At 39.5% G+C, this 16659-nt stretch carries 6 protein-coding genes; all 6 read left to right on the top strand.

Annotated features, from left to right (window positions below):
- Positions 1-5 precede the first annotated feature (5 nt).
- The 6 genes from H5154_RS00695 to H5154_RS00670 all read left to right on the top strand — a co-directional run bounded on the left by H5154_RS00695 (position 6) and on the right by H5154_RS00670 (position 16559).
- Entirely contained in the window at positions 6-1997 is a 1992-nt protein-coding gene (locus tag H5154_RS00695) for a hypothetical protein (protein ID WP_182717069.1), read from the top strand.
- The gene (locus H5154_RS00690; protein ID WP_182717068.1) at positions 1990-5106 is read left to right on the top strand and encodes a poly-gamma-glutamate biosynthesis protein PgsC/CapC; all 3117 of its coding nucleotides are present in this window, start codon (positions 1990-1992) and stop codon (positions 5104-5106) included. Before H5154_RS00695 ends, H5154_RS00690 begins: the two co-directional genes overlap by 8 nt.
- On the top strand, positions 5093-7366 hold the full coding sequence (locus tag H5154_RS00685) for a hypothetical protein (RefSeq protein WP_182717067.1): 2274 nt from the start codon (positions 5093-5095) through the stop codon (positions 7364-7366). The genes H5154_RS00690 and H5154_RS00685 overlap by 14 nt, the downstream gene beginning before the upstream one ends.
- Positions 7350-8120, top strand: coding sequence for a hypothetical protein (locus tag H5154_RS00680; protein WP_182717066.1), 771 nt, complete (start codon positions 7350-7352; stop codon positions 8118-8120). The genes H5154_RS00685 and H5154_RS00680 overlap by 17 nt, the downstream gene beginning before the upstream one ends.
- A 77-nt stretch (positions 8121-8197) precedes the next feature.
- Entirely contained in the window at positions 8198-12445 is a 4248-nt protein-coding gene (locus tag H5154_RS00675) for an autotransporter outer membrane beta-barrel domain-containing protein (protein ID WP_220491208.1), read from the top strand.
- A gap of 1 nt (position 12446) precedes the next feature.
- Entirely contained in the window at positions 12447-16559 is a 4113-nt protein-coding gene (locus H5154_RS00670) for a poly-gamma-glutamate synthase PgsB (RefSeq protein ID WP_182717064.1), read from the top strand.
- Positions 16560-16659 lie beyond the last annotated feature (100 nt).

Genomic DNA, 16659 nt, shown 5'->3' with positions numbered 1-16659 from the left:
TAATCGTGGCTTTTAAACAACAGTTTTTTTTACTTAAACGCCAGCGTTCTTTTTGGCTTACTATTTGCCTGTTTATCATTGTGGTGATCTCAAATTCATTATCACTGTTTAATTCATCAAATGCCTTTTTCTATAGCCGTTTAGCAAATCTTACACAAAGCCAGCAAAGCAATGTTGTGATCATTGAAAGTGAGCATTTAAGTCGCGAACATAATGAACTAGTACAACAACTATTAAGCTATCAACCAAAAGCAGTATTGGTTTTTGCTAATGAACAACTAACAGTAAATAAAACCTTGACGGACATGGCACAAAACACTGTTTTTTACCCACACCCTAAAAATGACTACTGCCTACCACATATAAACGATTGGTCTGGCTACAATGTTGAATTAGCCGCTATGGCTGACAGCTCATGTCTGGCAATTTGGCCGACACTGTTTAACGACCTTGATAGTAGCAAAAGTGTATTGCTTAACTTCGCTTTAGCCCCTTCTGCACTGCCAAAGTTTTCAGCTGAACGGCTGATGACAATGGACATTATGGCCAGCCAGTTACAAAACAAAATCATTATTCTCGGTCAACATAATGCTGGTTTAGGGGTAAAACTTAATGCGCCTAAATTAACCCAGACATCAAACTATTTATTACTTACTGCTTATATTGCCGATACACTTGATAAGCAAAGCAGCATATCGCTACTGACACTATGGCAAAGCACCCTACTGCTGCTTAGTATTTCTTTACTACTGCTGTTCGCTTTTCAAAAATTATCAATTAGTTACAGTATCGTAATTGCAGTGCTAACAAGTATATGTTGGTTTGGCTTAGGGTATTTTATTTTAGTGTTTCAGCATTTATTTTTACCCGTTGGCCAGATGACCATTTTTACCTTTATTACACTAGTGTGGGTAATATTGGTTAGAAAACTCAACGAAGACAGGGAGCTCACTAGCCTAATTGGGAATATTCAACAGAAAATGGCTGGGCGCTATTTACCAAAGTCATTTATTTCTCAAAGCTCGCCTTGGGATGCGATTATTCGCTTGGTAACTCAACAACTTGCTTTGAATAAATCGATATTTTTAGCGCGTAAAGAAGGCGATCACCGACTAACCGAAATAAGAGCCGTCAATTGCCATCTTAGTGATATTAAAGAAATGCGCCGCGATTATAAGCGCGCGCCATATTCAGATGCTTTAAAAGAATTTGGTGTTGTGCCAATTTTGCGCCCATTTTTTAATGAGCTAAGTGACGGTGAGCTGCAATATATCGTGCCATTGATCTATGCCGGTGATGTGCGTGGTTTTTGGGCAATGACAGTAATGCCTGATGCACAATTTAACAAACAAGCATTTGAGCGCAATGTAAATGCCTTTGCCGGACAAGTGGGTGAATTACTGTTCCATTATCGAATTATTGAATCACAAAATAATGCTAATGATAGCGCCCTATCTCAACTACTCACTTTGAAATTACAAGAACCGCTCAGCCAGCAAGTGAAAACGTCGATAGCGGAAATGGAACAAAAGCTAACGACCTTAGAGCATGTGTTTAATAATGTTCGCTCTGCGACTGTATTATTTAATTTATTTGGTCAAGTGGTGCAAATAAACAAATCGTTAGAAAAACTAGCTGCGCAGCATCAATTCTCTATTTTTGATATGACAGCATTGGATTTGCTCTGCTTAGTTACTGATTTAGATACTGAAACCGCGAAAGGTAAATTACGCTTTATCACCTTACAAAAAGGCGATATTTATCTTCAAGCTAAGCTTGATGAAAATACCTATATACTCAATGTTCGAGCAATGGATGCAAGTCATCTACAAAATGCATCTGGCGAGCCATTTCAGGTTTCAGGTATTTTATTTGAGTTTATTGATATTGCGTTTTTTATTGAGCAAATGCCCAACAGCAAACAACTGTGTGATTCATTATGCAAACAACAGCAATTTTACGCTCAAAACTTGATGGAGCCATCAACTAGTGGGTGATTTTATTTTACAATTGTTTCCAGCAGGTGGTGGCTTAGGTCAATCGGTGATCACCACTGTATGGATAGGCATTACTGTTGTTTGTTTGTTAAATTTACGATTTGGTTTTCCGCTTACTGGGCTTGTTGTGCCTGGTTATTTAGTGCCACTACTTATTGTTAGCCCAACCTCAGCCGCCGTTATCTTAATTGAAGCGGTAGTAGTGTATGGCTTAATGCTCTTTAGCGCTAAGTACGTAATGCAAAGATTTGGCTACGCCGAGATGTTTGGTCGTGACCGCTTTTTTGCCATTATCTTGATCAGTATTTTAGTGCGTGTAGTCATGGATACTTTGTTTTGGCCATTGATTGCTAACGTGCTCAGCGGTTGGGATATAACCTTTGATTATTCATCACAGCTTTATTCCCTGGGGTTAGTTATTATCGCCCTCACTGCCAACGTGATGTGGAATGGTGGCTTTAAGTACGGCATGAAAGTTACCATTGTTCAGCTACTAATTACTTTCTTATTAGTTCGTTTTGCACTCATGCCAATGACTAACTTTAGCATCGCCAATTTAGCAATTATGTATGAAGCGGTTGCCGCATCAATTATAGCGGCACCAAAAGCCTATATTATTTTGGTGATCACTGCGTTTATTGCGTCGCGTGCCAATATTAAATATGGCTGGGAATTTAATGGCATTATGCTACCCGCATTATTGGCGCTGCAGCTTATGCAGCCAACTAAATTGCTCACATCCTTTGCAGAAACAGCCATTATACTGATCATTGGTGCTTCGCTATTAAACTTTACGCGGTTACGTAATGCCAATATTGAAGGTGCAAGATTATTGCTATTTTTCTTCAATATCGGTTTTATCTATAAGTTATTTTTAAATTATTTTGTGGTGCACTACTACCCTGAAATAAAAGTTACCGATACCTTTGCTTTTGGTTATATGCTGTCTACGCTTTTAGCATTAAAAATATATCAAAAAAGCGCACTAGGCTTAGTGATCCGAGCCACCTTTCAAACTTCAATCCTAGGCGGTGCGTTAGCCATTGTGATCGGCTTTATTATCATGTTTATCCCTTCTTTATTTGTTACAACTGACATTAAAGAATTGCAAAGCACAAACAAAGTCAGCGCTCTTGGTCAACAGATCAGTGAATATAAAAGCTACCTTTATACGAGCAATAAAGGACAACTAGACATCAGCAGTTATCAAGCTAGTCAGGACAAAAATAACTTTAAACAAGCGATTTATGAAATTAATAAAGCCCCTAATTCAATAGAAAACTTACTGCTGAATAAACAGCGCTTAGCTAAACTTGATTTTCAATTGCAATTTGATGATAGTTATATTTACATTCGCGATGCTAGAAAAACCTCGCAACGCGGGTTATTTGTTATTTCTCGAAAACCAAGCGCAGATTTCATAGTCACGGTACCATTTCCCACTTCAGAAAGTTTAGCGAGCGACTCTGCGGGGCTTATATTTTCACACTTTGACAGTCGTGCCTTAGTATTTGGTACCAGTGCTACACCAACGACGGAATTAACTCATAATAATAAACAAAGTCCTTATTATTTAGCATTTATTGAAGCGCTGGGGCTTGAGCAACTATTTCAAGTACGGGAAGTTAACAATCGCACAAATCGTTTGTTAATCAAAACCCCTGTCGGCGCAACAAGTCAGTATTGGATTTACAATCAGTTACCAAGCTCACTCAGCCAACGTTTGATCCAACAGCTATTAGGACATCAAGAGACTTTTTTTGGTCAAGCAACCAATAGCTCTTTACCTGCAGCAAATTTTAATGGCCAGCTGTTTGAAGTGTTTTTAAATAGTGATAACTACACTACGTTATTAGCTAACATATCTCGTGATGAAAGTAATAACTATGACAACGCAATTAGCTATGCAACGCAGAGCCTGAATGAAGTGATTGAGCTATTTGCTGACAACATTACCGCTAAAGGCAGTGGCGCTTATAAACCATTAACGGCAAATCAAGCCGCCTTGTGGGAATTTGAAATATTACACCCTCTATACCGTTTAAAAACTAAGCTGACGGATCAAGATGTAGATGAGAATATAATCAATCAACTAAATCAAATTAATGCCACAGCCAGACTAATGGGCTATCAGCTAACATTACTCAATAACGCGCAAGGTCGCTTTTTACTTATCGCCCCTTTCGTTGATGGGGCTGCAATAGCCTATGGTCAAGGTTTCTATGTCATCAATCTGACATCAAGTACCCAACTTAATATTGAAGTACCGCGACCATTATTTGAAAGTAATACCTTAAAGTTTGCCACTGAACTATTTGTAAATAGCCGGGCAGAGCATTTACTGATCGCCGGTGCCCATCCTTATGCGCATCCACAAGCGAATGTATTATTACCCAATAATGTTGATTCATTATTTAATGTGGTTCATCAAAGCTATTTACGGTTTGCACAAAATAATGCCATTTTAAACTTACAAATTCGTAGTCACAGTGCACCATCATGGATCAGACCCACCGCCCTAGCTTTTGAATATACGCAATCAAATAACGCCCACCAGCATCTTTTACAAACACTTAATCACAGTTTGCAAGATTTGGCTGTTGATTACCAAGTTGTGCAAGGCCAAACCGCGACAAGAGGTTTAGAGCTTGGTACGTCGCCGCAATCTGGCTATCAAATATTTGCTCCCCACAGCGAACTAGCAACCCTGTGGCTTGCATCTGATTTTAAACAGCAATTTTCTGTTAACCAGCAAAGTCTTTTACAACGCTTGCTCGCGATTTCAGCGCAACCAACAATTAAAGTAATGAATATAACCACATTATCGCCTGCCAATTGGCAAGCTGTAAGTTCACAGCAGCAAAGTCATTTTTTAAAAACGATTGAGCATTATGCCAGCACGCAACGCTTGACGGCACTGGCACAACTATGTAAACCATTCGCTAACTGTGAATTACAAACAATTGAATTTGAAGGCCGCCAAGAGTATGCCCTCGCGATCAGACAAAAAGGTAAGCTGTTGGCAATTTTTAATCCGATAACAAACCGTCTCACTGACCAAAACCGTTTTAACACTATGATGATTGAGGGATCGTATGCAATTTATTAAACGACTCTTAAAAATACTCATATTGCTCCTAATACTTACTGGGCTTAGTTTTGCGCTGTTTAGTTTTTATCTGTGGATACAGTCAGCTGAACCTATAACTAGCCGTTCGGATGAAGAGACACGCTCTAACGTTCAATGGCTAAGCACTGAAAAACCATTGATTTTTTCGTTTTCTAGCACTAGAACACACTCGATCCGAGTATTATCAAATGCGATATTTTCTGAACCACAGGATTTAGATAAACCGATAAACTATGCCATTGAATACGCATTCTTAAATGAAAAAAAACAAGTAATTAGTAGTCATGTCTATCACCATGCGTCAAAACTAACACCTCCCGACAATGAGCAACAAATAAAGCAAATTATTGAAAATCGGCAAGCTTTACAGGTCTCATCTGGGCAATCTTTTTATATCAGCCCAGAACAATTAAAGAACGTTACCAGCGTATCATTAAAGTTAATTAGCGAAGATAGCCAAGTTATGGGAGTTGTAGTGCGAGTCCATGCTAAAACACATAACGATAATGATGATAAATACAGCGCGTGGCTCAAGTTACCATTAGAGCGAAGAGAGCGAAGCAGCGCATATCACAGTATTGGGGTTAATGCGTTATCAACCACAGAAATAAACAATGCAGTTACCTATTCATGGCTAAAACTTGCTCCACAAGGTATTCCTGGGATCGACTTTAAAGCCGACATTTTATATGAAACGCTGCCCTACAATGTTGTTACTTATGACTTTGCGCAGCAACAACTTAATTTAAATGACTATTACACCGATGCGACACTGTGTGCGAGCATTGAACTAAAACAGCCAGATTCGCTTATTTTCAGTCTGGACAAATCAGCTGAAATCAATTTAACTTGGTATGATTTAAGTCAGTTTATTGCACCACATACTGTGCTTTATCGCGCAAATACAGCGCAGCCACTGAGCTTTATTACCGAGCCATTAGATATTGGTTTAGTAACTATATGCAGCACCGAGCCACTGTTAAGTAATTGGTCTTTTAGCTCACTACAACCGTTAACGACCGCACAAGATGGTTACTATCAAATAAGTAACTTATTAAATGCTCGCTTCACACTTGAAGGAAGTAGCGATATTAACATCGATCTCAGATCATCTAGTCGAGGTCATGCTACTGTGATTGTTTATGATCAAGATAATCAGCCAATTGATACCTTTACTATTTCTTATGACGATGAATTATCTGAATTTGATCGAGTTATTCTAGATTCCACACAACGAGAAAAAATCCCTAAAGCAAATAGCTTTTATTTACGTCTTAACGAACGTGCAGCGGCATTGGTAATTACAACTGAGCAACCGACTCTTGTACGTGTCAAATCACGTAATAGCCAGTTTAACTATCAACGTACGGTATGCCATACGAAATGTATTGAAGATCCAAACTTTCATGATATTGCCGCTTGGTATGAGCAAAAAGCTGATAACCATTACGACTTTACTGAACAAGATAGTTACGTCAATATCCGAGTTTTCCAAGAGCCACCAGAGATCCTAATTAAAGACAGTTTCTATCAATCAAGAGAGCTGTTTAAACAATTACCGATCTCTAATGTCGCATTGGTCAATAGCCCAACAAAATATTTTACCCCAGTTACTGAGCCCAGCCCTTATAACTTTGCACCATTGCAAAATAAGCATCTGCTGCAAGCGGCGACTAATGCGCCAAGTACAGATCCAGGCAGTGTGGTTTATCAACTAAACAACAAAACAGCCAGAGAAGTAAATTTAGTAGACACTGACTTTGAACAACTAGCAAGTATTGAAAAAAATGCCCAACAAATTTATCAAAACTGGCAAGGGCAACGCCCGTGGCTTAAACAACGGTTGTATAAACTTACGGCAAATACGCCACTAAAATTAGCATATCCAACGCAACGCCCGTACAGTGTGGTATTAAAAGCGTACAGCCATTATGCTGAGCAGAGCATTATCCTCGATATTGCTCAACGTGCTAAATACCAAAGTGGCTTAACCCATGATTATAGTATTGCAAACAAGCGCTATGGACTTCAGCCGAGCCGCTTAAGTGATGCCTTTTTGATCCATCCAAAAGACAGTCAACTATTTGCTTACCCGGCAATTACTCAACAGCTCAATGCTGATGTTCGTGCGCTCAACAGTTTAACCATTACAAGCAATAAAACCGTCTGGATCGCAGTATTAGAAGAGTACGCTAACGAAGAAGTAAAAATAAGGTGGTGGAATGATGATGCAAGCTAAACGCTTACTTGCGATAATATTACTGTTATTAACTAGCGCAAGTTACGCTAGTTCGTCATCACAAAATGGTGCCTATGCGGTTACAAAAGCCCAACTAGCGCAATGGCTGAGCACGCAAACAAACTTGGCGCAAGGCAACGAACTAACATCAGCGTTAACTTTAGTAACGAAAGATGAACACGTTATAGCAGGAGAAATAAAATACCAGTCGAGTGGCAGTCAGTGTATTGCCTATGCTCCGCACCGCTATTTTGACAAACACAGCTACCCTATTGCGATGGCTCTATTTACTGAATGCCAGGTTTTCTTAGCCAATACCATACATCGCAATACACTTGCAGCTGATGGACAAAAAAGTGATCTAGGTAAATACCACTACAGTGTTACCAATGCGTTTATTCAAAGCTACGCCAACACAGTCGATCAGTTCGTTATTTATCAGATACACGGCTTTGATCCAAAAAAACGACACACTAAAAAAGCACGCAATAGTGATGTAATAATCAGTCATGGTGCCAAGCCAGCTACAGCTAAATTACAGCAAATAAGCCAGTGTTTAACTGACAAATTACAACTTGCCAGTTATGTATATCCGTTAGAAGTTACAGAGCTTGGCGGCACAAAAAATATTTTAAATAAAATTCTGCCAAGCAATGGCGAATTTTTCCATATTGAATTAAGTGATATATTACGCGCGAAACTTGTTCAACAGCCTACTTTGATGAGTCAATTTAAAATATGCATTACGCTATAACTGCTATTATTTTCAGCCTATTGCTTACTTTGAGCCCACACGGCTTAGCCAGTAATGACAATATTTTGAGTTCGCCTATGTGGCTAAATGTGACACCTAACGTGCATTTAGATAAATCTCAGCAAGCGATGTATTTTGAAGCTAAACAAAGTCGTTATCTTTGGCTGGCAAAAGGTCAATGGCTGGAGCTGGATAGTACAACATTTAATTCGTTTATTTACAGCTCGGGGACCAGTCACCTTGCCCAGCAGAGACTCAATGTGAGTCGCGATTTTATCTGTGAACAAGCCAAGTGTCAGTTACCGATTGCATCATATAACCGCATTTTAAAAATCACCAATCACCTTGATGAAGGTGTAACCTTAACGGCAATGGTCGGTGAAACAAACCGTCACCGTGATAGCTTCCGTCGCGCCGTAAAGCTACCACGAGCGGTAACTCGTTTACAATATGGTCAAAATATTGAGCATTATTATCACTTTAAAGCGGGCGAAAAAGTAAAACTGTACTTTCAACACGCTAAAAAATTAAAACTAACTGTGCGCAAAGATTTACTAAATAAAGATATTAACGGCAAAGTCTATACCTATGTAAATGAGCAACCGATCAGTGTGCTCGGTGTTATTGCCAGTCGCGCCAGCGAGTATAGTGACCAACACATTGGTTTGGCCAATACCGATTACTTAGCAATAGATAAAGGTGAATACCTAACTATACGTAGTGAAACAGACGCTTATATTAAACTTGAGCAAAATCACAGAGCAATTTTTGATGATCAAGCAATGGATAAGCAACAAGAACGTTTGTTTCAACCATATTGGGTTAATAATTTAGACAACACGCTGCGTGCTATCTACTCTCAACACGACTTATCACAGCTAAACAATTCACCTTATCAAAGTGGTGAATTACTTTCGCAACGTCGTTATCAAGATTTACTTAGCACAATTTCATCTCGCGATTTTCTTGTTCCGAAGTCGCAGGATAAAGCGTACTTTAATAGTCAATTTAAGCAGTTTGATAGCTTTAGCGGACTGCGGATGGTTGATGATACTGGCTACCCTGTACTATCAGAGCACTATGCGCAAATACATCAATTAGGCCAGCAACAGCATCAATTTTCTCTAAACAATAAACAGCGCGTGAGAACGACGATAACACTGCATGCGCGCAGCAGTGTCGATAGCCAATTGTTAGTTCGCAGTGGTAACTTAAAATGGCATTTAACCTTGCTAAAAAGCGAAAATTTTGCCGCTTTTGAGTTAAACGTGCCTTTAACAACAACTCAATTAAGCATTCAGAATCTTCAGCAACAGCGCCAACCAATTGAATACGTAATGCAAAGTGATCAATTACTAGATTTACCAAATAATGAATTGCTCTATGCACAAGCAGGTACGCTAAAAGAAAAAAGTAATCTTATTCATAACTTATTGGCCCAGCAAATTAGCCAAATCGGTGATGAGTTTACTGCCGCACTGCTCCCTTATAAACCACTGAAAACAAAAACTGCGGCAATAACTTCCACTGATACTATGCATTGGCAACATCAACTCGGTGAAGCTGAGTATTTAATGGCAGAGCATCCACTTCAGGCACTGCAATTAATTAAAAAATTAGTCAACGTGCCCAATACAGATATTGCAATTAAAGCGTGGCAATTGCGTCTCACTATTTTGATGGCGCAAGGGCGCGACGCTTTAGCCAAAAGCTACCTTGAAGGGCTCTACAAAAGCAGCCAAGAAGTGGCTATCAAATCCTATGCTGGCAATCAGTTGATACAACAATATCAAACATTAGAGCAAGACTATAAACTGCAAGGTTTATGTGCCAATGCTTTAGATTTATTAGCGCCATGTAGGAACATTTTGATTGCGCTTGCAATCAAACAACAAAAAAACTTACTCGCATTGTGGTTAAGTCATGACTTACCTAATCAAGCGGCATTGCAAACAAGCTTTGCAAAATTAAATTGGCGCGATTACAGCGAAGCAGATATTCAACAGCCCAGCTACGAACTTGATTACCCAGGCACGCAAACGCTTGCCAGCCCAACGGGGTTAATACAAGCACTGGTGGTTAATAAAAGCCAAGCGGTAACATTCAAAGCGCAAAGCCAACCACTCACAATTGCCCTAAGAGCGCGCAGTACCAGTGTTCAAAATGGTCAATATAAAATGAGCTGGTTGTTTGCACAACAGACATCGCAATCATCAAAATCAGCGCAACACACTGTACTGCCAATTTTTTCTGATATTAACTCGCAAACCCTATTACGCAATGATGCTCAACCGCTGTCGATCTCCAGTGACGCGTTGATCACATTACAAGCTGGTGAGTCAGTTCGCTTATATAGTGATCAACAAACATTTATTTCCTATAAAATACTCTCGCAGCCATTGACGACAACGTATAATTATCAAAATATGGCAACCCGCTATTTTTGGCAAACACCATTTATGGCGTTGCTATATGACACCGATATCAACATGCAGACGTTATTGAATAATACCTTATTTAAGTTAGCGGATAAAACGCTAACCACCAATGAGTACACGCAAGTTTTAGCGAAAGTAAATGCCCTGAGCTTACCTCCACAACTCGCGCAGTTATTTTCACGTATACAAAGTTATGGCCAGTGGGTTCCTCTACAAGACTATACTGACTTTGCTGGCACGCAACTCATTGCTGTGGATTCTCAAGATGAGAGTAGCTATAGCGACCAATTACTGCGTACCAGTAGCCAAGGCGGTTTTACGCAAGGATTAGTCTTACGCCCACATCATGATTTACATATTGACTTGAGCCAAACCCGCTCAGAACAAATTCGTTTAAACTTTCATTTTTCGGTCGCAGAGTTATCTGCAGCGGCTGACTTATCCCAAGGGAATGTCGCGAACGTTGCAATAAAATTAGCCACATCGGAAAAAGTTTGGTCAATACAACCTGATAAACCAACTGCATTTGGTTTTAATAAAACTGAGCTAACCGATAATGTGCTCTCGTTGCAATGGCTTAATCCTTATTTATCACAAATGATGACAATCAGCGCACAAGAGTACCGTAATGGTCGCTGGTATGACTTACCGCTTAGCAATAACTTGTTATTTTACACTGTTCTGCCAGAGCGGCATTTAATCGCACAATTACCAGCCGATCGCTTAGTTAAGCTCGAGCAAATGCTCCCAAGCAGTATTGTTGGTGAATTTGAACAACGCCTTGAACGCAGCTTTTTCCACCCAGCAGGTAAAATAGAAGTCAGCACCGACAGCATCAAGCACGTTCGCTTATATACTTGGCAATTGAGTGAAAGCAATCATAAAATATCTAATTTTGAAGCCGAGCAAAACAGCTTCGCAAACACCGTAATTTACCAACTGCCCGTTGCTCAGCGTGCCCTGCAAACTGAGGTCGCACAGTTTCATCCAGACGACTTAAGCTGGCAAGCATTTATTAATTATGACCGCCGAGGTATTTTTGAATCTAGCGAAAACGTCCCTATTCGTCATAGTATGGATGTTGGCGCTAGGTTTCGATTAAGTGACGATGAGAATTGGTATCGTCTTGATCTTACTTACTCTTTGAGCGAACAAGATAGCGAACTATTTTCGATTGATGGCTATCATTCTTGGCAAGATCATGACAGTCCTTGGTACGTCGACAGCGCCTTGCAAACCACATGGCAACCAAGTCAAGCAGACACTGACAGCCAATATGCATTTAATACCTATGTGCAGATTGGTCAGATCTGGCGCATTGATGAAAGTCATCGTCATCAATGGCAAATAAGTCCATTCTACAGCTACAGCAGTGCTAATATTGAAGACTTTTTATTTGATCCTAAACTCAATTCAGACATTTATAATTTTTATCGCGAAGATCACCCGCATGGTTGGCGAGGCGAATATCAATATCGCTATCAACCGTGGGTTGATAGTTACTTTAATTTTCTCGCCGGCAGCACGTCCAATGCCGATTGGACAAGCCTAGATATTTTGCGTTTTGGCGCATCTTGGCATCAATATTATCAAGGGCAAATCTTCCAAGCCGGATTAACCAGTTACTATAAGTTTGCTGATAAACATCGCCCTAATAGCACATGGCAATACATCACCAGTGTAGGTTGGCGAAAACAGCTGCCATTAGGTAACTTTTCACAAGGGTGGATCAAAGTACGTTGGGACCAAGATTGGTTTAGAAATGACCATAACATCAGTCTCGAGTTTTCGACTGGCAATATAGCTGACACCGGTTTTGGTGTTTTCTCTCACGACGAAATTATTTTTGAGTCACTGCAACTCAATCACTTTTTAGAGCAGAATTAATATGGCAAACACCAAGAAAGTTACTCCCTCTAGCGAATTAAAAGATCGCTTAGAACATCTATTGTTTGCTGATATTGCTAATTTTTGGCTGGACCTTTATCGCCAAAAATACCGTCAACTTGTTGATGAACTAGCGCAGTGGGAATTGCTGCAAAATATGCCCGATGGCGAAGATCAGGATATTTGGCTATTGCGCCAAGCAATTGCTTTTCTACGTCATCGCGTAGAACATAAACAGCAAAGTTTACAAAAGTTGGATGCCGGTTATCTGCTTTTTATTGAAAGACTCAGTCATGCAGAAATCAGCGCCGAACGTGAATTCCATATTTTAGATTACGCTCAGCAACTAGGCGCCACGTCTGAACAATTACGCCAAGATAAACTTGCCTTTAATCGTTGGTTTGACGAAGGTGCTGTGATCAACCGTTACCAAGATATAGTCGCTGATATTGAACAAACTCTTAAATTTTTAATTGGAAAGCTTGGCGACTTAAGTAATCGCTATTTAAAAAAATCTTCAAACGATATAGCAAAAGCGTGGCAAACTCTGGACTTAGAGAGCTTCTTTTTACAATTATTAACCAAGACCGATAATGAACATGTAAGAAATGCGCTATACCGTGCCTTAGCGAATCAAGTACAACTGATGCATAACTATGATGGCGATCCAGAGCTAAGTGCAAATTTAATTGAAACCTTAGTATTAGCATTAGAAGAGGTGAATACACCGCATTTAGCCCGTTTGGATATATTAGAAATTTTGATCCATCAACGGCCAACCTACATTCGTGCATTTATGCAGCAGCTGATCCAACAAACTGATCAGTGCCAACTTAATGCTGAAGAACGGTTATTTATTTTAGCTGCGTTACCAAAAATTTTAACCAGCCAGAACACATTGAGCCACTTATGTGAAAACCTGTTAATGCAGTTAGCCGAACACAGTTATCCACGAGTAAGGCAAAGTGTTATAGAGCAAGCTGGTAATTTTTCTGTCAGTTTTTTACAAAATTTATTAACCGAACGATTAAAAATAGAAACCGTTGATGCCGTGCGCTTTACGTTAGTTAAACAACTAAGTAGCCCTCGTATAGATACCGACAACTTTGCATTCAAACTCTGGTGGCAACTATTAAGTGGTAATGAAAGCTTTGCCATTAAACGTTTAACGTTAGAGCTCACTGCTCGTATGATGCTCAATCAACAATTAGAGACAAACCAACCAAATAGCGTTTTCACAACTTATATCAATTGTTTAAATGAACGATTGCAGAGCGAGCCGGTGCTGGCTATTCGCCGTTTTATCAGCCGTACCAGAGAGCAATTAGTTGCATTTGAGCATCAAAATTTAATGGCTGAGTTAGAGCAAGTATTACCAAACTCTGCAACCCTATCTCAGCTCGATAAAGAATTAGATGAAGAGTTACTTGGTCGCTTACTCAGTCGTAAAGCTCAGCAAAGCGAAGGCTACAATGTTAGTAAAAATAAATTAACATGGCAGATCCGCAGTGGTTATCGTTATGCGTTTAGGTTGTGGCGTTTTATACATGAATGGCGCAACCCAAGCACAGACAAACGCCAAAGCTTTAATCATAGCAAAGCCCGAAAACCATCTGCCTTTATGCATGTGCCTAGTTGCTCTGTAGCGGAGATAAGCACTACCAATGTTCCTGGCGAACCGTTATTTGATACTGATGAATACTCAGCGCGGCCACATTTACCGTTACCTGATTTCTTACTCTCGGTACTGAGCCAAGACAATTTAAAACAGCCAGCAAAGACCTATACGCCAGATGGTATTTTATTAGTTACCCCGCCAAAGTCATTATTTCAGCGAATTAGCAGTTATATTTGGCTAAGTATTAATATTGATAGTTTAGATACGCAACGTAAAGGTAACGAAATAGAGCAAAACAATTACCTGACAGCACTCAATAAGCATGGTTTTAGTTTTGAATTTAAAGCCTATGGTGAACAACTCGGTTGTACGTTTGATGTAGAGCCAAATATTAGTAAGCTTTATAATAAGCTAAGTTTTTCTCCACTACTGGTAAATATTTGGCTGAATTTTAAAGAGTATCTTTACTCAATCTATCAAAACAGTATTGGTCAGCTTATCTTTTTTGTAGTTGGTTTTATGGTTTATTTTTGGGGACGTCATATTCGCATAAGCCGACGTATAAAAACCGACCGTCAAGCAATTCCAGTCAGTATTGGTGGTTGGGGCACCCGAGGTAAATCTGGCACTGAACGCTTAAAAGCCGCGCTGTTCAGCAGTCTTGCGTTAAAAGTAATAACGAAAACAACGGGCTGCGAAGCAACCCTTATTTATGCTCGCTCCAATGGTGAACAATTTGAAGTGCCTTTATTCCGCCCATTTGATAAAGCCAGTATTTGGGAACAAAGTGATGTTTTACATTTTGCTAAAAATGTCAAAGCAGATGTCTTTTTATGGGAGTGCATGGGCTTAACACCTCGCTACGTCAAAATACTCAGGCAGTGGATGCAAGATAACTTTTCAACTATTACCAATGCCTATCCTGATCATGAAGATATATTAGGACCAACAGGTATTGATGTGGCTAAAGAAATGGCAAACTTTATCGCCCCCAAAAGTCAGGTTTTTACTAGCGAACAAACCATGTTCCCTATTTTAGATAAAGACGCTACACAAAAAAGCAGTACCTTAATTCAGGCACATTGGGGCGATGGTTATCAAATCACACCCGACATTAGAGCACTTTACCCATATGAAGAGCACCCGGATAATATTGCTTTAGTATGTAAGATGGCAGCCTACATTGGCCTGGAAAAAGACTTTGTATTTAAAGAAACAGCACAGCGTATAGTACCTGACATTGGTGTTTTACAACACTTTAGCCCTGTACCTTTTACACATTTTAGCATGTCATTCGTTAATAGTATGTCAGCCAATGAACGCTTAGCGACCATAGAGAACTGGCGACGCTTAGATTTATTTGGCCTAAGCAAGGATCCAAGTAAACAAACCATCGCCTTGATTAACAACCGAAATGACCGTGTAGCACGTTCAAAAGTGTTTGCCCAGATGCTCGTCGAAGATTTACCGTTTGATAAAATGGTTGTCATTGGTACCAATGTTGATGGCTTTTATAGCTATTACTTGCACGCTTTTGCTGAGCGCTTTGAACGAATAATTAGTAATAATGATTTACAGGAATTAGAATTGTTGTGCTCTCAGCTACACTGCATTAAAGAAGCAGATACAGTTGCCGAAATAATGAATAAAGCACTTGAAGGTAGCTACCAGGCAAAAGAATTTACCGCCTTGAATAATGCAGAGCAATTTACTGATTGGCTCAATGGACAGGCACAAACATTAAGTGAACAGCAGCGGATAAGTTTGCAAGATGTTTTTAATCACTATTTAAGCTATCAACAGATGCGGCCTTTGTTGAGTGATTTAAAAAAGAATCAACATAATTTACAAACAATATTATTGGAATTAGTCAAAAGTAAATGCATATTAATTACTAACTCCAAGGTCACCCCCGATCAATTAACGATCATGCTAACGGCACTTGCGAGGCCTCACTGTCACCAAGTCATCATTGGTATGCAAAACATTAAAGGAGCTGGCTTAGGCTATGTTTATGGCTGGCAACAATGGCAAAAGATTTACGATAGCATAAGTATGCTTTTAGATAACAATTGCTCAGCTGAACAGTTTAAAAAAACCTTAACGCGCTTATCACTGATCAGTACATTTAGTCAGCTTGAGCATGCTTATTTAAGCAGTGCGTTATTAGAGATAAAAAAAATGCATCATGCGCAAAATGAATACAGCCAAGCAGAGCTTGTGCATATTAATGAACGTTTGAATAAACATCAGCAACAGCTAGACAATAAAACCGACAGCCAGCAACAAGGCCCATTAAAAAGATTTGCCAGACAAGTGGCTGAATCATTTTTAGATGCTGGGGCTGCTGTTAAACGCAAAAAAATTGCCAACCAAGTTTATAAAGATATCGCAACCCAGCGTATTACTCTTGAAAAAGCTATTACGGTCTTAGGAAAGCTAAATCGCAATCAAAAGCCCGGCTGGTTAACATTTTCAAATAAAGATAATAGCTAAGTTAATCATACCGTAAAAACCTACAAAGCCTTAATTACTAATTAAGGCATACCGACCTAAACAAATGTATTAACTTAATTTTCAGCTAAAATTTTAGTTA

The organism is Pseudoalteromonas sp. SR44-5, from assembly GCF_014163675.1.
In the GTDB taxonomy this organism is placed as follows: Bacteria; Pseudomonadota; Gammaproteobacteria; order Enterobacterales; family Alteromonadaceae; genus Pseudoalteromonas; species Pseudoalteromonas rhizosphaerae.
The sequence above is the reverse complement of the archived record's forward strand: the minus strand, read 5'-3'. Positions and strand labels throughout refer to the sequence as shown.

Coding starts and splice junctions, on each gene's coding strand:
- H5154_RS00685 (WP_182717067.1), top strand. CDS start 5,093: ATGCAATTTATTAAACGACTCTTAAAAATACTCATATTGCTCCTAATA.
- H5154_RS00680 (WP_182717066.1), top strand. CDS start 7,350: ATGATGATGCAAGCTAAACGCTTACTTGCGATAATATTACTGTTATTA.
- H5154_RS00675 (WP_220491208.1), top strand. CDS start 8,198: ATGTGGCTAAATGTGACACCTAACGTGCATTTAGATAAATCTCAGCAA.
- H5154_RS00670 (WP_182717064.1), top strand. CDS start 12,447: ATGGCAAACACCAAGAAAGTTACTCCCTCTAGCGAATTAAAAGATCGC.